At 73.8% G+C, this 17,566-nt stretch carries 16 protein-coding genes, 1 tRNA gene and 1 riboswitch; of the genes, 9 read left to right on the forward strand and 8 right to left on the reverse strand.

The window, feature by feature from the left end; translation table 11 throughout:
* The 6 genes from OG295_RS02130 (at position 1) to OG295_RS02155 (ending at position 6,538) form a co-directional block, all read left to right on the forward strand.
* Entirely contained in the window at positions 1 to 2,400 is a 2,400-nt protein-coding gene (locus OG295_RS02130) for a polysaccharide lyase 8 family protein (protein WP_371675234.1), read from the forward strand.
* A 266-nt stretch (positions 2,401 to 2,666) separates the two neighbouring features.
* A complete protein-coding gene (locus OG295_RS02135; protein ID WP_371675235.1) occupies positions 2,667 to 3,242 on the forward strand; it encodes a VOC family protein in 576 nt (191 codons plus the stop codon).
* A gap of 108 nt (positions 3,243 to 3,350) precedes the next feature.
* On the forward strand, positions 3,351 to 4,967 hold the full coding sequence (locus OG295_RS02140) for a N,N-dimethylformamidase beta subunit family domain-containing protein (RefSeq protein WP_371675236.1): 1,617 nt from the start codon (positions 3,351 to 3,353) through the stop codon (positions 4,965 to 4,967).
* Between the two features lie 140 nt (positions 4,968 to 5,107).
* Positions 5,108 to 5,488: a VOC family protein gene (locus OG295_RS02145; protein ID WP_371675237.1), complete on the forward strand. Its 381-nt coding sequence runs from the start codon at positions 5,108 to 5,110 to the stop codon at positions 5,486 to 5,488.
* A 160-nt stretch (positions 5,489 to 5,648) separates the two neighbouring features.
* Entirely contained in the window at positions 5,649 to 6,110 is a 462-nt protein-coding gene (locus OG295_RS02150) for an SRPBCC family protein (protein WP_371675238.1), read from the forward strand.
* Positions 6,110 to 6,538, forward strand: coding sequence for a MarR family winged helix-turn-helix transcriptional regulator (locus OG295_RS02155; protein WP_371675239.1), 429 nt, complete (start codon positions 6,110 to 6,112; stop codon positions 6,536 to 6,538). Before OG295_RS02150 ends, OG295_RS02155 begins: the two co-directional genes overlap by 1 nt.
* A gap of 334 nt (positions 6,539 to 6,872) precedes the next feature.
* On the opposite strand, the gene OG295_RS02160 is transcribed toward OG295_RS02155, so the two are convergent.
* The 4 genes from OG295_RS02160 to OG295_RS02175 form a co-directional block, all read right to left on the reverse strand.
* On the reverse strand, positions 6,873 to 7,703 hold the full coding sequence (locus OG295_RS02160; protein WP_371675240.1) for an ABC transporter ATP-binding protein: 831 nt from the start codon (positions 7,701 to 7,703) through the stop codon (positions 6,873 to 6,875).
* Positions 7,700 to 8,743 carry a FecCD family ABC transporter permease gene (locus OG295_RS02165; RefSeq protein WP_371675241.1) on the reverse strand — a complete coding sequence of 348 codons (1,044 nt, stop codon included), beginning with the start codon at positions 8,741 to 8,743 and terminating at the stop codon, positions 7,700 to 7,702. Before OG295_RS02165 ends, OG295_RS02160 begins: the two co-directional genes overlap by 4 nt.
* Positions 8,740 to 9,741: an ABC transporter substrate-binding protein gene (locus OG295_RS02170; RefSeq protein ID WP_371675242.1), complete on the reverse strand. Its 1,002-nt coding sequence runs from the start codon at positions 9,739 to 9,741 to the stop codon at positions 8,740 to 8,742. Before OG295_RS02170 ends, OG295_RS02165 begins: the two co-directional genes overlap by 4 nt.
* A gap of 34 nt (positions 9,742 to 9,775) precedes the next feature.
* A riboswitch (cobalamin riboswitch) is annotated at positions 9,776 to 9,920 on the reverse strand.
* A 155-nt stretch (positions 9,921 to 10,075) separates the two neighbouring features.
* Positions 10,076 to 10,152, reverse strand: a tRNA-Trp gene (locus OG295_RS02175).
* Between the two features lie 224 nt (positions 10,153 to 10,376).
* Between OG295_RS02175 and OG295_RS02180 the strand changes: the two genes are divergently transcribed.
* Positions 10,377 to 12,032 carry a GMC oxidoreductase gene (locus OG295_RS02180; protein ID WP_371675243.1) on the forward strand — a complete coding sequence of 552 codons (1,656 nt, stop codon included), beginning with the start codon at positions 10,377 to 10,379 and terminating at the stop codon, positions 12,030 to 12,032.
* Between the two features lie 58 nt (positions 12,033 to 12,090).
* On the opposite strand, the gene OG295_RS02185 is transcribed toward OG295_RS02180, so the two are convergent.
* Together OG295_RS02185 and OG295_RS02190 are read right to left on the reverse strand one after the other, a co-directional pair.
* Positions 12,091 to 12,570, reverse strand: a complete 480-nt coding sequence (locus OG295_RS02185; RefSeq protein ID WP_371675244.1) for a carboxymuconolactone decarboxylase family protein — start codon at positions 12,568 to 12,570, stop codon at positions 12,091 to 12,093.
* Positions 12,567 to 13,646 carry a dihydrodipicolinate reductase gene (locus OG295_RS02190; RefSeq protein WP_371675245.1) on the reverse strand — a complete coding sequence of 360 codons (1,080 nt, stop codon included), beginning with the start codon at positions 13,644 to 13,646 and terminating at the stop codon, positions 12,567 to 12,569. Before OG295_RS02190 ends, OG295_RS02185 begins: the two co-directional genes overlap by 4 nt.
* Before the next feature lie 124 nt (positions 13,647 to 13,770).
* Here OG295_RS02190 and OG295_RS02195 point away from each other — a divergent pair, with 124 nt between their 5' ends.
* Positions 13,771 to 14,970, forward strand: coding sequence for a serpin family protein (locus OG295_RS02195; RefSeq protein WP_371675246.1), 1,200 nt, complete (start codon positions 13,771 to 13,773; stop codon positions 14,968 to 14,970).
* Here the strand turns inward: OG295_RS02195 and OG295_RS02200 are convergent.
* Both OG295_RS02200 and OG295_RS02205 read right to left on the reverse strand, forming a co-directional pair.
* Positions 14,936 to 15,922: a PfkB family carbohydrate kinase gene (locus OG295_RS02200; RefSeq protein WP_371675247.1), complete on the reverse strand. Its 987-nt coding sequence runs from the start codon at positions 15,920 to 15,922 to the stop codon at positions 14,936 to 14,938. The two genes, OG295_RS02195 and OG295_RS02200, sit on opposite strands and share 35 nt — an antisense overlap.
* Positions 15,923 to 15,924: 2 nt before the next feature.
* The gene (locus OG295_RS02205) at positions 15,925 to 16,575 is read right to left on the reverse strand and encodes a bifunctional 4-hydroxy-2-oxoglutarate aldolase/2-dehydro-3-deoxy-phosphogluconate aldolase (RefSeq protein WP_371675248.1); all 651 of its coding nucleotides are present in this window, start codon (positions 16,573 to 16,575) and stop codon (positions 15,925 to 15,927) included.
* 163 nt (positions 16,576 to 16,738) lie between these two features.
* Between OG295_RS02205 and OG295_RS02210 the strand changes: the two genes are divergently transcribed.
* Positions 16,739 to 17,539: an IclR family transcriptional regulator gene (locus OG295_RS02210; RefSeq protein WP_371675249.1), complete on the forward strand. Its 801-nt coding sequence runs from the start codon at positions 16,739 to 16,741 to the stop codon at positions 17,537 to 17,539.
* Positions 17,540 to 17,566: the final 27 nt, after the last annotated feature.

The following is a 17,566-nucleotide window of genomic DNA, read 5'->3' on the forward strand; positions in this document are numbered from 1 at the left end:
ATGACGGACGTGTGGAGTCGGCGCGCCTTCCTCTCCGCGGCGGGCGGAGGCGCGCTGCTGGGCGCGCCCGCCGTACGGGCGGGGGCCACACCAGCGACGGTGGACTGGGCCGCCCTGCGTGCGGCCTGGCGGCACCTGGTGCTGGGCGACGGATTCTCGGCGAACGCCGAGCCGTTCCGTTCACGGCTGGCCGAGCTCGGGGAGACGGCCCGGGGGTGGGCGGCCGCGATGGCCCCGGCACCCGGTTCGCTCTGGCCCGATCTGGGGTTCGCCACGGATCCCGAGAAGATGATGCAGAGCTACTACCGGTTGCGGACGATGGCGGAGGCCTATGTCCGGCCGGGCACCGGCCTCACCGGGGACGCGGCGTTGCTGTCGGCTCTGCTCGGCGGCCTCGACCGGATGCACGCGCAGGTGTACCACGCGGGCCAGGTGCGGTACGGCAATTGGTTCTGCTGGCAGATCGGGGCGCCGCAGGCGCTGCTGGACATGTGCGTGCTGCTGTACGGGGAGTTGACCCCGGACCGGCGCGCCGCGTTCTGCGCGGCGGTGGACCACTTCGTGCCGGACTCCGCCGTGGCCGTCTACGGCGGGACGAGCACGGGGGCCAACCGGGTCGACCTGTGCCGGGTGCTTGCCGTGCGCGGGGTGGTGGGCGCGGATCCGGCGAAGATCGCCCTGGCCGGGGAGGCGCTCGCGCCGGTCTTCCCGTACGTCATCGGCGGGGACGGGCTCTACCGCGACGGGTCGTTCGTCCAGCACACCTGGGTGCCGTACGCGGGGACCTACGGGGCGGTGCTCCTGGGCGGTCTGGGGCTGCTGTTCGCGCTGTTGAAGGGCACCCCCTGGGAGGTCACGGATCCGGGGGCTCGGATCGTCTTCGACGCGGTGGAGCGGGCCTGGGCACCCTTCCTGTTCAATGGGCTGGCCATGGACTGCGTGTCCGGGCGGGCGGTCAGCAGGGGGATCGCCGCCCTGGACGCACGGCAGGTGCAGCCGGTACAGCAGGACGACCACACCCGGGGGCACGTGCTGCTGGCCGCGATCCTGCAGCTCGCCGAAGGCGCGAGTCCGGCCGAACGCGCCCGCTGGCGAGGACTGGTGAAGGGGTGGGCGGCGCGGGCCCACTACAGTCCCCCGGCGGCTGACCGCAGCCTGGGGCTGGCCTCGCTCGCGGCGCTGGCCGGGCTCGAAGCCGACGCCTCGGTGACGGCGCTGCCCGAGCCCGTCGGGCACCGGCTGTTCTCCTCGATGGACCGGGCCACGCACCGGCGGCCCGGCTGGGCGGCCTCGCTCTCCCTGGCCTCGCGGCGCATCGCCCACTACGAGACGGGAAACGGTGAGAACCTGCGGGGCTGGCACACCGGCAGCGGAATGCTCGCCTGGTGGGGGTCCTCGTACGGCAACGGCCAGTACTCGGACGCCTTCTGGCCCACCGTCGACCCCTACCGGCTGCCCGGCACCACGGTGGCGCGCAAGGCCCTGGCCGACGGTGCGGGCGGCGACTGGGGCGCACCGAAGCCCGACGCGGCGTGGGTGGGCGGGAGCACCGACGGGGAGTTCGCGTCGGTGGGCCAGCACCTGCGCGGCCTCGGCAGCACGCTGGAGGCCCGGAAGTCGTGGTTCTTCCTGGGCGACACGGTGGTCTGTCTGGGGTCGGGGATCCGCGCCTCGGACGGGGTCGTGGTCGAGACGGTCGTCGACAACCGCAACCTGGGGGCGGCAGGCGGCCACGCCCTGACGGTGAACGGGACCGTTCAGCCGTCGGGGCAGGGCTGGTCGGGGGTGTACCCCGCCCCGGGGTGGGCGCATCTGGCGGGCTTCGGCGGGTACGTTCTGCACGGCCCGGGAACCTTCAGGGCCCTGCGGGAGGCGCGTACCGGCCGCTGGAGCGAGGTGAACCGGGGCGGTTCCACCACCGCGCTGACCCGGCGCTACCTCACCCTCTGGTACGACCACGGCACGGACCCGGCGGGCGCCGGCTACGCCTACCAGCTGCTCCCGGGGGCCGGGGCGGACCGGACCGGGGCACGGGCCGCCGCGTCGGGGTGGATGAGCGTCCTCGCCAACGACGAGGCGGCACAGGGGGTGGCGGTGGGTTCCCTCGGCTTCACCGGCGTCAACTTCTGGCGGGCCGGGGTGGCGGGTCCGCTGGAGGCGAGTGCTCCGTGCTCGGTCACGGTGCGGGAGAGGGAGGACGGCACGGCGACGGTGTGCGTCGCCGACCCGGCCCGGGCGGTGGAGGCGTTGGACGTGGTGTGGGGCCGGCCCGTCGTCGCGGTGGTGTCGAGGCCGCCGAGCCTGCTGTCGTTCGTGCCGGGGCCGCAGTTGCGGCTCCGGTTCGGGAACCTCACCACGGCCGCCGGGGCGAGCGAGGAGGTGGTGGTACGACTGGGGTGACAGGGCGGGTTGACCGGGTGGGTTGATCGGGTGGGGCCTTCGGTGGATGTCGGAGGAGCAGGAGGCGGACCTGATCCGGATCACTCCCCTGGGACTCCTCGGCATGCCACAGGACTGCGCGAACCGGGTCACGCTCCTCTGCTCGGCAGAGGGCGGAGCGATCAACGGCCGGCTCCTCCGGAGCAACGGCGGGCCCGCACAGGCGGGGGGACAATGAGCAGGCGACGGATTCGACGGCTTGGGGGAACGGAATGCTGACCGGGATCGTGATCGACGCACTGGATGTCGCGCGCATGGACCGCTTCTGGCAGGAGGCGACGCGGGGCAGGACGGACGGTCTGCGCCTGCGGTTCGTGCCGACGGCAACGCCGAAGACGGGCAAGAACCGGCTCCACCTCGACCTGGCCGGGGGCCCGGACTGGGAAGCCGAGGTGGCGCGCCTGCTCACGCTCGGTGCGAGGCGGGCCGACATCGGCCAGGGGGACGTCCCCTGGGACGTGCTGGCCGATCCGGAGGGCAACGAGTTCTGCGTGCTGCGTCCCGGCCATCCCGGCGTGCTCGCCGACTCCGGGCTCGTCGCGGTCTGCCTCGACATCGCCGAGGAGGACCGCCGCGCGCAGCCGGCCTTCTGGCAGTCCCGGGCCGACTGGCACGCGGTCGAGTCCCACGACTGGGGCGTCCGGCTTCGCCGCAGACCCACCAGCGCGGTCTCCCTGGTGATGGGGCCGCCTGCGGCGCCGAAGGCGGGGCGGAACCGACTGCGGCTGGAGGTCACCCACCGCGACCGGGAACCGGGTGAGTTCCTCGACGCCGGCGGGAACGAGTTCCACGTCACGGGCTGAACCCGGATCGATCCTCGTCCGGAGCCTGTTCCGACTTCTCGCTCCGCCCGCAGGACGCTTGTCCGACGCGGTGCCGGGCAGGCGGCGGGCGTGACATAACGTGCCCGCATGGATCAGGAGCACATAGCCGGCGGCGCCGAGGGTGCCGGCCGGCGGCGTTTTCTCGCCATGGCGACGGGGGCGGCCACGGTCGCCGGGATCGGCGCGGTGGCGGGCTGCGGGACCGGTGACGGTGACGCGCCGAAGGGGGCAGGGGCGGACCGGGGGCCGAAGCCGGACGGCTCCGCGTCGGCGCCCGCGCCGGGGGCGGGGTTCGACGTGCACGCCGAGAACGCCCGGCCCGGCAACGCCGACTGGCACGTGACCAAGGCCGGTCCGGCCCGCGCCATCGAGGGCTTCGCGGACCGGGTGTCGGTCCTGCCCGGCGAGTCCTTCGGGCTGCACGTGTCGACCACCGCGCCCCGGTTCACCGTCTCCGCCTACCGGATGGGCTGGTACGGCGGGGCCCGGGCCCGCCTGGTGTGGCGTTCGGAGGCGCTGCCCGGGGTCCGCCAGCCGGAGCACACGGTGGAGCCCGGGACCCGTATGGTCCGCACCCGGTGGCCGCGTACCGCCTCGGTTGACACCAAGGGCTGGCCCGAGGGCTGCTACCTGCTGAGGCTCGACGCGCAGGGAGGCGAGGGCCAGCGGTTCGTGCCGGTCACCGTCCGCTCGGCGGCGACGGCCGGCCGGACGGTGATCGTCAACGCGGTGGCGACCTGGCAGGCGTACAACCGGTGGGGCGGGTACGGCAGCTACGACGGTCCGAGTGGAGGCTACGCCTCGCGTTCGCTCACCGTGACCTTCGACCGGCCGTACGAGTACGACGACGGCGCGGGACTGTTCCTCGTCTACGAAGCACCCCTGGTCGCGCTGGCGGAGCGGCTCGGGATACCCCTCGCGTACGCGACGACGACCGATGTGGCGCGGGAGAAGCGGCTGCTGGAAGGGGCGTCGGCGGTGCTCTCGCTCGGTCACGACGAGTACTGGTCGCCGGAGCAGCGCGCGCACTTCACCGCGGCCCGCGACGCGGGCACCAACATCGCGGTCCTGGGTGCGAACTGCTGCTTCCGCCGGATCCGGCTGGAGGCCTCGGACCTGGGCCCGGACCGTACGGTGGTCTGCTACAAGTCCTCCTACGACCAGGATCCCGGCTTCAAGCGGGGCCACCCGGCCACGGTCGACTTCCGCTCGCCGCCCGCGGCGGACCCCGAGAGCTCCCTGCTCGGCGTGATCTACGACGGGTACCCGGTGGACGCCCCGTACGTGGTGACGAACCCGGGCCACTGGCTGTTCGAGGGAACGGGAGCCAAGGCCGGCGACAGCTTCGCGCACCTGGTCGGCGTGGAGTACGACAAGGTCAACACCGGTTTCCCGACGCCCCGCCCGATCGAGATCCTGGCCCACTCCCCGGTGGTGTGCGAGGGGCGGCCCAGCCACCAGGACTCGGCCTACTACACCGTGCCCGGCGGGGCGGGGGTGTTCGCGACGGGCACGATGCGCTGGGTCGAGGCGCTCGACGCGTCGGGCGACGGCCGCGGCGGTGCCAACCACGGCCTGGACGCGCGCGCCGGCGCGCTGACCACGCGGGTGACGGAGAACCTGCTGCGGGTCTTCGCCGCGGGCCCGGCCGGGCGGAGCCGCCCCGCGCGGGACAACGTCAAGGAGGTGTACGGCGGACCGTGAGGCCCGCGGCCCGCATGTGGCGATATCGGTGGACTCCGCCCGGACGGGCTGATTAGGATCACGAGCACGGCATCGCGTGTCGGTCACCGGCCGGGTGAGGCATGGAGGTGCCGTGACGTGCCTTGCGGAGGCATTCACCCATGTCGGTCCAGCTGAACCACACGATCATCCACTCCCGCGACAACCGGGAGTCCGCCGAATTCCTGGCGCACATCCTCGGCCTCGAAGTCGGCCCCGAGTGGGGCCCCTTCGTCCCGGTGTCCACCGCGAACGGGGTCACCCTGGACTTCGCCACCATCCAGGCGGAGTCCATCACCGTGCAGCACTACGCGTTCCTCGTCTCGGAGGCGGAGTTCGACGCGGCGTTCGAGAAGATCCAGGCGGCGGGCATCCCGTACTTCGCCGACCCGCACGGCAAGCACCCGGGCGAGATCAACCACAACGACGGCGGGCGCGGGGTCTACTTCCCGGACCCGGACGGGCACGGTATGGAGATCATCACCCGCCCGTACGGCGGCTAGACAGGGAACATCGCAGCGCCAGGAGGGGCCCGCGGCGCAGTGTGCGCCGCGGGCCCCTCCGCCTGTCCGGGCGGGAGGGGCTCCGGGGTCACCCGTGGACAGATAGTCCACGCGTAGATAGTCTGTGGACAGAACATTAGCCGTCGAGGGAGACCGCACCATGTGGACCTACGAGCACAGCGTCGAGACCACCGCCACCGCCTCCTCCGTCTGGCACCTCTGGGCCGACGTCGAGCGCTGGGCGGACTGGAACTCCGAGATCGAGAAGATCGAGATCGACGGGCCGTTCGCGGTGGGCACCCGCATCACCATGACCCCGCCCGGCGAGGACCCGATCCCGCTGCTCATCGCGGAGGCCGTGGAAGACGAACTCTTCGTCGACGAGGCCCGGTTCGGGGGCCTGCTGCTGCGCACCCTGCACCGCGTCGACCCGGCCGGGCAGGGCCGGATCCGCGTGACCTACCGGATGGAGATCACCGGAACGGGCGCGGACGAGGCCGGCCCCGAGATCGGACCCGGCATCACCGCCGACTGGCCGGACACCATGGCCGCGCTGACCCGACTGGCCGAGGCGGCCGGGACTTCCGAGACGGACGAGGCGAACGAGGCGGCGGTGCTCTGATGGCGCTGCGGCCCGCCGACAGCCCCGGCTTCCTGCTGTGGCACGCCACGCTGCGCTGGCAGCGCGACATCGCCGCGGCACTGGCGCCGATCGGCCTCACCCACGTGCAGTTCGTGCTGCTCGCCTGCGCCTGGTGGCTCAACGGCCAGGGCGAACACCCCAACCAGCTGGCCCTGGCGCGCCAAGCCGGCACGGACGTCAAAATGACCTCCCAGGTGCTGCGGGCCCTGGAGCAGAAGGGGCTCATCGAGCGGGAGGTCGACCCGGCCGACACCCGGGCCAAGCGGCTCCGGGTCACCGAGGCGGGCGCCGAGCTGGCACCCCGGGCGATCGCCGCCGTCGAGGCCGCCGATGCGGAATTCTTCCGCGCGGTCCCCCTCGACGAGGCCCTGCCCCTCCTGCGCCGCCTGGCCCTCCCCGAGGAGTGACCCCAAGCCCCGGCCCAAGCCCCGGCCCCGGCCCGGACCGGGTCCGGTCGAACGGGTCCGGTCGGAACGGGTCGGCCACGGCCGGGCGGGCGCTCGCCTCGCCCCCCGCCCCCGCCCCCGTCCGAGCCCACCGGGCCGGGGCCTCACGCCCGGCCGCCGCCGCGCCCGCACCGCGCGTACCGAACGCGGCGTGGCCGGGGCTGCCCGGCAGCCGCGCCGGTGCCGGGCGAACCGCACGGCCCTGCGGAAGGCCGCCCACAGGAACAGCGGAACCGCGATCAGCAGCACGAGTGCGGGGCCCGTCAGCAGATTCAGCACGTCCCGTGAACGGGCGTCAGGGCGCCGCCGTTCCCTCCGGCGCGTACCGCGGTCGTGCGGCGGCCGGGTCCGGGGGGAGGTAGACGATGCTGGGGGCGCCCGTGGTCGGGTGGGTGCCGATGCGCGTGCGGACGCCGTAGACCTCGGCCAGCAGGTCCTCCGTCAGCACCTCGCCCGGCGCCCCGGACGCGACCACCCGGCCGCCCGCCAGGACGTACAGCCGGTCGCAGAAGGACGCCGCCAGGTTGAGGTCGTGCAGGACCAGCAGGCTCGTCGTGGGCAGGCCGCGCACCAGGTCCAGGACCTCCAGCTGGTAGCGGATGTCGAGGTGGTTGGTCGGCTCGTCCAGGGCGAGGAGGCCCGTTTCCTGGACGAGGGCGCGGGCGACGAGCGCGCGCTGGCGTTCGCCGCCGGACAGCTCCTCGAAGCGCCGCGCCGCGAAGGCGGTCGCGCCGACCGTCTCCAGGGCCCGGTCGACGCGCACCGCGTCTCCCGGGCCGTCCTGTTCCCAGAACCGCTTGTGCGGGCTGCGCCCCATGGCGACGACCTCTCGGACCGTCAGGCCCAGGGCGCCGGCGCCGTCCTGGGGCACGGCAGCCACCTTCCTGGCCCGCTCCTTGACGCTCAGCGAGCCCGCGTCCCTCCCGTCGAGGAGCACGCGGCCGGCGGTGGGCCGCAGAGTCCCGTAGACGCAACGCAGCAGCGTGGTCTTGCCACTGCCGTTCGGCCCGACCACGGCGACCGTCTCCCCCGGCCGGGCGGTCAGGTCGACTCCGCGCAGCAGCGGCTGCCCGTCGGTCTCGTAACGCACGGCCTCGACGGTGAGTTCCACCGGACGCCCCGTCATCCGCCCACCCCCTCGCCGCGTCCGGACCTGCGCAGCATCCACAGGAAGAACGGCCCTCCCACCAGGGCGGTGACCACGCCGACCGGTATCTCCTCGGGCGCGGCCGCCGTACGGGCCAGCAGGTCGGCCAGGGTCAGGAACACGGCTCCGCCCAGCGCGGCGACGGGCAGCAGTGCCCGGTGACCGGCTCCCACCACCATCCGGGCGGCGTGCGGAACCATCAGCCCGACGAAGCCGATCGCCCCGCTGGAGGCCACCAGCACCCCGATGACGAGGGAGGTGAGCACGAACGCGGCGGCCCGGAACCGGCCGGTGTCCAGCCCGAGGGTGTGCGCGCCCTCCTCCCCCGCGAGCAGCAGGTCGAGGGGCCGGGCCAGGGTGACGAGCACGCCGGTACCGGCGAACAGCGCGGCCGCGGGCAGGGCCAGTTCGTCCCAGCGGGCCCCGCCCAGGCCGCCCAGGGTCCAGAACAGCACGGAGCGCATCTGGTCGGGGCTCGCGGACAGTACGAGCACCAGGCTGGTCAGGGCGGAGAGCACGTACTGCACGGCGACCCCGGCCAGGATCAGCCGGCCGGTGGTCATGGTGCCGCCGCGCCGGGCCAGGGCGTGGACGGTGACGAGCGCGGCCATCGAACCGGCGAACGCGGCGAGCGGCACCCCGGCCCCGCCCGCGGTCCCGGCGGCCCCCGCACCGGCGGCCGTACCGAAGACGATGACGAGCACGGCTCCCGCGGAGGCGCCCGATGAGGCGCCGAGCAGGAAGGGGTCGGCGAGCGGGTTGCGCACGAGGGCCTGGAGCACCGCGCCGGCGACGGCGAGTCCGGCGCCGACGACCGTGCCGAGCAGGACGCGCGGCATGCGGACGTCCCACACGATGGAGGCGAAGGCTCCGCCCGGCGCGTCCGGTCCGGCCAGGACGAGGTCGAGGACCCGGCCGGGGGCGATCCGTACGGGCCCCAGGGCGAGCCCGGCCACCGCCGAAGCCGCCAGCACGGCGGCGAGGAGCAGGAGGACGGTGGCGGTCCGGCGACGCCTCACGCGGCGTCGGGGTGGAGTTGGCGGCCCAGGGACTCGACGGCGTCGGCGACGCGTACGCCGAGTACGGCGGAGGAGAGCGGCAGTACGACGAACCGCCGGTTCTTCACGGCGGGAACCTGAGCCAGCGCCGGGTCGTTGAGCAGGCGTTGCTTCTTGGACTCCACGGTGGTGCCGCCGTAGTCGTGGATGAGGACGACCTCCGGCTTGCGCTCGATGACCTTCTCCCAGGACACGTCGCCGAAGGTGTCGTCGAGGTCGGCGAAGACGTTCGTGCCTCCGGCGAGGGTGACGATCTCGTTGCCGACGCCCTTGCCGCCCGAGGTGAAGGCGGAGCCCTCGCCGGAGTCGTAGACGAAGACGGACGGCCTGGGCGCGTCCTTCAGCCGCGCGGTGACGGCGTCGACGCGGCGCTGCTCGTCCTCCACGAGGGCCGCGCCGCGTTCGGGCACGCCGAAGGTCCGGGCGACCTCGGTGATCTCGGTCTTCAGCTGGGCGAGGCCGACCGGGCCCCGGGTGCAGTACTCCACGCTCAGCCGGGAGCCGATGCCGGACCGGGCGAGCCCTTCACGGTCCCGGCCCTGGCCCTTGTCGAATGCGCTGGCGTAACCGCCGTACACGAAGTCGGGGTCGGCTCCGAGGAGCACCTCTTTGGAGGGGTATTCCCCGGCCAGCACCTTGATCTTGTCGTAGGCGGGCCGGTAGGCGGGGAGCACGGAGTCGTCGAGGTAGGCCGTGCCGACCATCCGGTCCTCCAGTCCGAGGGCCAGCATGATCTCGGTGGCGTGCTGGTTCATGGTGACGGCCCGCTCGGGCGGGGCCTGGTAGGTGCTGGTGACACCGCAGTTGGTGACGGTGTACGGGAACCCGGGCGCGGGCCGCGCTCCGGGGCCGGGCCGGGCGGCACCGGCGGATCCGTCGGCCGGGCCGCCGCACGCGGCGAGCGGAACCAGGAGGGTGAGGGCGGCTATCGAGCGCAGGGTTGCGCGGGAACGCGACATGGCGAGGCCTCTCCGGGGGATCCTCGTCCCCGGTCGAAGTGAAGAGGCGGCGCGTCAGTGTCTGACTCCCGGGGGCCCGCGGGTGGGCGGAGCTCCGGTCACAGTGGCGGGACCGCACCGGATTCGCACCGGTTTCCTGTCCTGCGCCGCCTGGGACAACCCGCACAAGTCTGCCAGATGCCCCCTTTGCCCCGAACGGGGGTCCGGAGGACCGACGTAGCCGTCCGGCCCTGACCGTCGCACTCGAACGGCCGCGGCCGCGGCCCACACGCAAACGGCCGGGGGTCCGGACCGGCAGCATTCGCTGCGGTCCGGACCCCCGGCCGTTCTCCGATGGCAGGGGCGGCAGGATTCGAACCTGCGGCCTACGGTTTTGGAGACCGTTGCTCTGACCAGCTGAGCTACACCCCTTCGGTGGGACCAACCATGGCATGCCGCGCCGCGAAGATCCACTGAATTCGGGTGTCGACTCGGGGAAAGTTCGCGGCGGCCCGGCGGGAACCTTCCCGGGCACTCCCGAACCCAACAGGCCCAGCAGGCGAAATCGGTCACAAGTTACCTCGACGCATGTAGTGACTTGGCAGGCGTTCGACAGTAGAACTTGTTCTCACTCCGTCGAGAGTGAGGATGGCCACATGAGTGACAAGAGCCTGCACAGCAAGGTGTCCAAGGGTGTGTCACGCCGCGGATTCATTGCTGGAACCAGTTCCATTCTTGGGGCCCTGGCCCTGGCGGTCAACACCGCCCCGGCGCGAGCGGCGAGCGCCACCGGAGCGGCCGCCGCGAACGCGCCCATCGACTCCGGGGCCCACGTCCCGGCCCTCGTCATCGGTACCGGATACGGCGGCTCCGTCGCCGCGCTGCGGCTCGCGCAGGCCGGGGTCGACGTGCACATGATCGAGATGGGCATGGCCTGGGACACCCCCGGCAGCGACGGCAAGATCTTCGCCAACACCACCAGGCCCGACTACCGTTCGTACTGGCTCCGCACCAGGACCAAGGCCCCGCTCAGCAACTTCCTGGGCTTCCCCATCGACAAGGACGTCCCGCGGTACACGGGCATCCTCGACGCCGAGGAGATGGGCGGGATCATCGTCTACCAGGGCCGCGGCGTGGGCGGCGGTTCGCTGGTCAACGGCGGGATGGCGGTGACGCCCAAGCGGCAGAACTTCGCCGCGATCCTGCCCTCGGTGGACGCGGAGGAGATGTACACCACCTACTACCCGCGCGCCAACGCCGGGCTCGGCGTGGGTCTGATCGACCCTGCCTGGTTCGACACCGTGGACTGCTACCAGTTCGCCCGCGTCGGCCGCAAGCACGCCCAGCGCTCCGGCTTCCCCTTCGTCTTCGTGCCGGACGTCTACGACTGGGACTACATGAAGCAGGAGGTCGCCGGCACCGTCCCCAAGTCCGCCGTCGACGGCGAGATCCTCTACGGCAACAACGCCGGCAAGAAGTCCCTGCAGAAGACCTACATCGCGGCCGCCCGGGCGACCGGCAAGGTCGCCATCTCCCCGCTGCACCGGGTCACCACCGTCTCCCCCTCGGCCGGTGGCGGCTACACGGTCGGCATGGAACAGCTCGACACCACCGGGGCGGTGGTCGCCACCAAGACCGTCACCGCCGACCGGGTCTTCTTCGCGGCGGGCAGCGTCGGCACCAGCAAGCTCCTGGTCAAGCTGAAGGCCACGGGAGCGCTGGCCGGCCTGAACGAGGAGATCGGCAAGGGCTGGGGCGACAACGGCAACGTCATGTGCGGCCGGGCCAACCACATGTGGGACCCCACCGGCAAGGTGCAGGCCTCCATCCCCTGCGGCGGCATCGACAACTGGGACGCGGGCGGCGCCTTCGCCGAGGTGGCCCCGCTGCCCACGGGGATCGAGACGTACGCCTCCTTCTACCTCTCGATCACCAAGAACCCCAACCGTGCCGAGTTCACCTGGAACGCCGCCGCCGGCAAGGTCGACCTGAACTGGCAGACCGCCTGGAAGCAGCCCTCCATCGACATGGCGAAGAGCATCTTCGACAAGATCAACTCGAAGGAGGGGACGATCTACCGGACCGACCTCTTCGGCACCAACAAGGTCTGGGGCGACCACCTCACGTACCACCCGCTCGGCGGCGCCGTGCTGAACAAGGCCACCGACAACTACGGCCGCCTGCACGGCTACACCGGCCTGTACGTGATCGACGGGGCCCTGATCCCCGGCAACACCAGCGTCAACCCGTTCGTGACGATCACGGCCCTCGCCGAACGGAACATAGAGAAGATCATCGCCACCGACCTCTGAGGGCGGCGGTCCGGTCCCGGGGCCGTGCGGAACCGCCTCCGCACGGCCCCGGGCCGCTTCAGCCGCCCGGCAGCACACAGACGCTGTCGAGGCCCAGCACGTGGTTGAGCCGGCCGAAGGCGAGCCAGGAGCCGATGCTCATGCTCAGCTCCACGATCTCCAACTGGCTGTAGTGCGCGGTCATCCGCGCCCAGAACTCCTCGTCGAGGTTGTGGTGGTCCAGGGCGTAGCGCTCCGCGTACTCGGCCGCCAGCCGGGTGCGGTCGTCGAAGGCCCCGGTGGTCCGCCACTCGGTCACCGCGTCGGCGAACCCCTCCTCGACCTTCTCCCCGTCCCGGTCGGTGCGCCAGTCGAGGCAGAAGACGCAGCCGTTGATCTGCGCGATGCGCAGCCGGGCGGCCTCGAACTCGCGCAGTCCCAGGGTGGTGTGCGCGTAGACGGACAGGGAGAAGTTGGCCGCGGCCATGCCGATGCCGGGTACCAGATCGCCCCACACGTACTCGATCGGGTGCTGTCCTTCGGGAACGTCGATCCTCATGGCTGCTTCCTTCCGAGTTTGCCGACTGCGGGTCGCAGCGGGACGTCGAGTGCGTCGTAGAGCCCCGGTTCGGCGTCGACCAGCCAGTCGATGGCGCCGACGAGCCGGCCGACGGCGGTGGCGTTGCCCCCGGCGGAGCGGTTGTCGTCCTCGTCCGTGCACTCGACGGTGACCTCGATGCGCGGGCGGCCCTCGATGACGACCCGGTGGGCCCCCGTCCCGTCGGGCGGGGTGGGCCAGTCGGGTGCGCAGGACGGGTGGATGCGGGTGACGTGTTCGATGACGATGCGGGGCTCGCCCCCGACGATGCCCTGCACCTCGAAGCGGATGGCGCCCTGGGTGCCGGCCTCGAACTCGCCCATGGTGCGGGTGGTCACGGTGGTGTCGAGGGCGCGCCGGTCCGAGGTCTCGCGGATCCCGTCGAGTTCCACGCCGAGGGCGCGGGCCATCATCCGGATCTGGCCGCCCCACACCATGGTCGGGACCGAGGGCATGAGCATCATCGGCTCGTAGTCCATGGGCCGGCCCATGCCGACCAGGTAGCGGACGGAGTCCGGCTGGTCGTACGTGGAGTAGTCGAAGATCTCCTGGCAGCGGATCACGTCCACCGTGGTGCCGAGTCCGCTGAGCAGCAGCGGGAGCACGTCGTTGCCCCAGCCGGGGTCGACGCCGGAGGCGAAGAGGGAGCCGCCGCCTTCCGCGACCGCCGCCAGGACCGGGTCCCGGAACTCGGGCGGGGCGCCGCGGTGGTCGTAGAGGGGGTACAGGGCGGGGCTGACGACGACCGCTCCGGCCGCGATCGCCCGCGTGATGTCGGTGAGGGCGTCGTCGGGGCGGACGTCGCCGGACGCCGCGTAGACGACGGCGGCGGGCCGGGCGGCGAGCACCGCCGCGGCGTCGTCGGTCGCCGCCACCCCCAGCCGCCGGGCCAGTCCGGCGAGTTCGCCCGCGTCGCGGCCGATCTTGCGGGGGTTGTGGACGATCACTGCCGTGAGGGCGAGCGCCGGGTGGGCCTCGACGGCGCGGATCGCCGCGCGGCCGACGTTGCCGGTGCCCCAGACCACCGTGGGAATCATGCGCGGAGGGTAGCGAGGGGGCGCAAAGGTGCCCAGGGCCGTGGAGGATGTTTCTCGGACGGCCGGGCGGCTGCGCGGAAAAACCGTTCCGGCCCGGCGGCGCCCCCCACGTACCCTCGCGCGCATGAGGAACTCGACGGTACGCGCGGTCAACCGGCTCACGACACGCTGGGCGGCCGCCGCCCCGACCGCGGAGGCGGGAACCGTCTTCACCGCGGCCGGGCTCTGGCCGCTGCTCGCCCTCCTCGCGGGCGGCGCGGCCGGCCCTGCACGGACGGAACTGGCCGAGGCGCTCGGCATACCCGCCGAGGACGCGGCGCCGGCCGCACGGGAGCTGCTGGCCGCGCTGGGCGCCGTACGGGGGCTGCGGTCGGCGACCGGGCTCTGGACCCGCGAGGACCTTCCCCTGGAGCCCGGCTGGTCGGCGGCGCTCCCTCCCGGCACGAGGGGCACGCTGAGCGGGGACACGGACCGCGACCGCGAAGTGCTGGACGGTTGGGCCCGCGAGCGCACCGACGGCATGATCGAGCGGATGCCCGTCACGCTGCCGGAGGGACCCGACCCGGTCCGGCTGGTGCTGGCCTCGGCCCTCGCGCTGCGGCTGAGCTGGATCCGGCCGTTCCGCGAGGGGTACGGCGAGGCGCACGAGGGACCGTGGGCCGGCCGGCCCCTGCGCATGCTGCGCCGCGACACAGCCCTGCTGGACCGGGTGAAGGTGGCCCGGGGCCCCGGCGGGGCGGTCACCCTGCTGGAGGTGGTCGCGGACACCGGGGTCGACGTCCACCTCGTGCTGGGCGAGCCACAGGCCGGCCCCGGTGAGGTCCTCACCACCGGCATCCGGGCCGTCACCCGCGCCCTCCCCGCCACGGGCGTGAGCCTGCTCCCGAACGGCGCCCCCGGCCCCGGCCTGCTCACCGGGACGGCGGTCTGCGCGTCCCCCGAGCCCCGGCTCTTCATCGAGACGGCCGCCTTCGACGTGCGCGCGGAGCACGATCTCCTGGAGCGTGCGGGGGTGTTCGGGCTGGAGACGGCCGCGGACCGCGGCCGCGGCCATTTCCCCGGCATCAGCCCGGAGCCGCTCGCGGTGGCCTCGGCCCGGCAGGCCGCGCTGGCCCGCTTCCACGCGCGCGGGTTCGAGGCCGCCGCCGTGACGGCGATCGCCACCGCGCCGGGCAGCGCGGCGCCGGGCCGGCGCTACCGGACCCGCGGGGCGAAGGTGACCTTCGACCGGCCCTTCGGGTTCCTGGCCGTCCACCGCACCTCCCGCCTCGTCCTCGCGGCGGGCTGGGTCACGGACCCGGTTGCGTATCCGGACGGACCGTAGCCGCCAGCGCGGCCGTGTCCGCGAAGGCCGGCACGCACCCGGTGCCCCCGCGCCCCGAGACCGAGAGGGAGGCGGCCGCCACCCCGTGGGCCACCGCCCGCTCCAGGGTGTCGCCCAGCGCGATCCGGGCCGTGGCCGTGCCGGTGAAACAGTCCCCGGCGCCGGTCGCGTCGACGGGCGCCGGGTTGGGCGGGACCGGGAAGCGGGCCACGCGGGAGCCCTCGTCCAGCAGCAGCCGCCCGGCGCCGCAGGTGACGGCGACGGCACGGGCCCCCAGCGCCCGGAAGCGGGCCGCCGCGGCCGCCGGGTCGGCGGTGTCCACCAGGGCGAGCGCGTCGGCCGGGCAGGAGGTCTTGAGCAGCCCGGTCATCGGCGCGATCCGGGCCAGCAGGTCCCGGGCCCGGTCCCGCCCGGTCAGCCGGGGCCGGTGGTTGGGGTCGTACGTGAGGTGCCCGCCGGCCGCGTGGACGGTGCGGGCGGCGTCCAGTACGGCTGCCCGGGCGCTCGGGGAGAGCGCGCCGGTGATCCCGCTGGTGATGAGCGCCCCGGTGCCGGTCAGCAGCTCCCGCCAGGCCCGGGTATGGGCCGGCGAGAGGGTGGAACCGGCGCTGCGGGTGCGCCAGTAGACGAACTCCCGGTCCCCGTCGGTGTCGGCGCCGAGCAGGTAGGCGCCGTTGGGGCGGGCGGCGCGGTGGACGTGGGAGACGTCGACTCCGAGTTCGGCGGCGCGGCGCAGCAGCGGGCCGGCGAGTTCGTCGTCGCCGACGACCGTGAGGAGGGCGGTGCGCGCTCCGGCCGCCGCGGCGGCGGCCGCGGCGTTGAGCGCGTCGCCGGAGAAGGAGACGCGGGCGGTGGTTCCGTCGGCCACCGCGCGCAGGGCCGTGCCGGCGTGGATCTCCACCAGGACCTCGCCGAGCACGAGGACGTCGTACGCGCGGGATGCGGCGGCCATCGTCACCGCACCCCGCCGCCGGGGTCCGCCGCGCACGCGGCGCAGCACGGTCCGGCCGGTTCCGCGAAGAGCGCCGCCAGCCGGGCCGGGTCCGCGGGCAGGCCGCCGCCGATGCCGACGGCGCTCGCGCCCGCCGCCAGCCAGGTGGGGACCTCGTCCGGCCGGATGCCCCCGGTGGCGATGAGCAGGGCGTCGGGGAGGACCGCCTTGAGGGAGCGGATGAAGTCCGGGCCGCCCACGTGGGCGGGGAAGACCTTCGCGGCGCCGGCGGACCGGACGGCGGCGGCGATCTCGCCGGGGGTGAACCCGCCCTCGACGAACACCGCCGCGCGCCGCCGCGCGACCTCGCGGACCGCGGGGGCCGGGTAGGGGGAGACCAGGAAGCCGGCGCCCGCGTCGAGTGCCTCCTCGGCCTGCGCGCGGGTCGTCACGGTGCCCACGCCGATCAGCGCGCGGCGCCCGCGGACGTCGGTGAGCGGGGCGGTGCGGGCGACGGCCGAGGCCCAGCCGGGGGTGGAGGTGGTGAGCTCCACGGCGCGGCAGCCGGCGGCGAGCAGCTCCGTGGCGGCCCGGACGGCTTCGTCCGGGCCGGTGTTGCGCAAGACCGGCAGCAGGCGCTGGGCGGCTATCACCGCGTACGGGTGGCAGGACAAAGCACCCTCCGATGTGTTCCACGTAGTGGAACGAGGTATCGTGTGGCGGAACTTCGTGGTCCAGACCCTACCCATGCCGGGAGATGACGTGTCAACGGAGCGAGGACCGGGGCAAAGGCCCGGGGAAGGGTCCGGGTCGGGATCCGAGGACGGGCGCGAGGGCGTGTCCCAGGACGTGGCGGAGGCCGCGGCCGAGACCGCCGGGCCCGCCCGCGCGGGCCGTACCTCTGCTGCGGGGTCCGCCCTGGAGAAGTCCCTGCGGATCCTGGAGGCCGTCGCCGCGCCGGGCGGCCCGCACCGCCTCACCGACGTCATGACGGCGGCGGCCGTACCGAAGTCGAGCACCTTCCGGATCCTGGCCGCCCTGATCGAGCAGGGTTTCGTCCGCCCGGAAGGCGACGGCCGCTACGGAACCGGCCCCCGGCTGCACGGCCTGTCGGCCCTGGTCCGCGCCGCGGAGCCGGCCGGCGTCGACGAGGTCCTGCGTGAACTGCGGCGGCAGACCGGCCAGACGGTTCACCTGGCGCTGCACACCGGGGAGACCATCACCTGCATCCGCAAGCTGGAGGCCGACCAGCCCTTCCGGACCGCCTCGCGCGAGGGCACCCGGATGCCGCTGCACACCACGGCGATCGGCAAGAGCGTCCTGGCCCTGCTGCCCCCGGAGGAGGTCCGTGCCCTGGTCGCCTCGGCCGGGCTGCCGCGCCGCACCCCGAGGACGCTGACCACGGCGGTGGAACTGGAGGCGGAGCTCGCGGCGGTGCGCGCGCGGGGGTTCGCCGTGGACGACGAGGAGAACGAGCCCTCCATCCGGTGCACCGGGGTGGCCGTCCCCGGACCGGACGGCCGGCCGCTCGGCGGGGTCTCCGTCACCACCGTCACCTTCCTGGTCTCCCGCCAGGAGGCCGAGGGGTACGCGCCGGCCCTTCGGGAGGCCGCGCGGGCACTTTCCCCCCTGCTCTGAGCCGTCCGGACGCCCGCGCGGAGCGGC

The organism is Streptomyces sp. NBC_01276 (assembly GCF_041435355.1).
GTDB lineage: Bacteria > Actinomycetota > Actinomycetes > Streptomycetales > Streptomycetaceae > Streptomyces.

Coding starts and splice junctions, on each gene's coding strand:
- OG295_RS02160 (WP_371675240.1), bottom strand. CDS start 7,703: ATGACGGGGCGTCCGGTGGAACTCACCGTCGAGGCCGTGCGTTACGAG.
- OG295_RS02145 (WP_371675237.1), top strand. CDS start 5,108: ATGTCGGTCCAGCTGAACCACACGATCATCCACTCCCGCGACAACCGG.
- OG295_RS02155 (WP_371675239.1), top strand. CDS start 6,110: ATGGCGCTGCGGCCCGCCGACAGCCCCGGCTTCCTGCTGTGGCACGCC.
- OG295_RS02200 (WP_371675247.1), bottom strand. CDS start 15,922: ATGGCCGCCGCATCCCGCGCGTACGACGTCCTCGTGCTCGGCGAGGTC.
- OG295_RS02190 (WP_371675245.1), bottom strand. CDS start 13,646: ATGATTCCCACGGTGGTCTGGGGCACCGGCAACGTCGGCCGCGCGGCG.
- OG295_RS02140 (WP_371675236.1), top strand. CDS start 3,351: ATGGATCAGGAGCACATAGCCGGCGGCGCCGAGGGTGCCGGCCGGCGG.
- OG295_RS02130 (WP_371675234.1), top strand. CDS start 1: ATGACGGACGTGTGGAGTCGGCGCGCCTTCCTCTCCGCGGCGGGCGGA.
- OG295_RS02180 (WP_371675243.1), top strand. CDS start 10,377: ATGAGTGACAAGAGCCTGCACAGCAAGGTGTCCAAGGGTGTGTCACGC.
- OG295_RS02170 (WP_371675242.1), bottom strand. CDS start 9,741: ATGTCGCGTTCCCGCGCAACCCTGCGCTCGATAGCCGCCCTCACCCTC.
- OG295_RS02195 (WP_371675246.1), top strand. CDS start 13,771: ATGAGGAACTCGACGGTACGCGCGGTCAACCGGCTCACGACACGCTGG.
- OG295_RS02185 (WP_371675244.1), bottom strand. CDS start 12,570: ATGAGGATCGACGTTCCCGAAGGACAGCACCCGATCGAGTACGTGTGG.
- OG295_RS02150 (WP_371675238.1), top strand. CDS start 5,649: ATGTGGACCTACGAGCACAGCGTCGAGACCACCGCCACCGCCTCCTCC.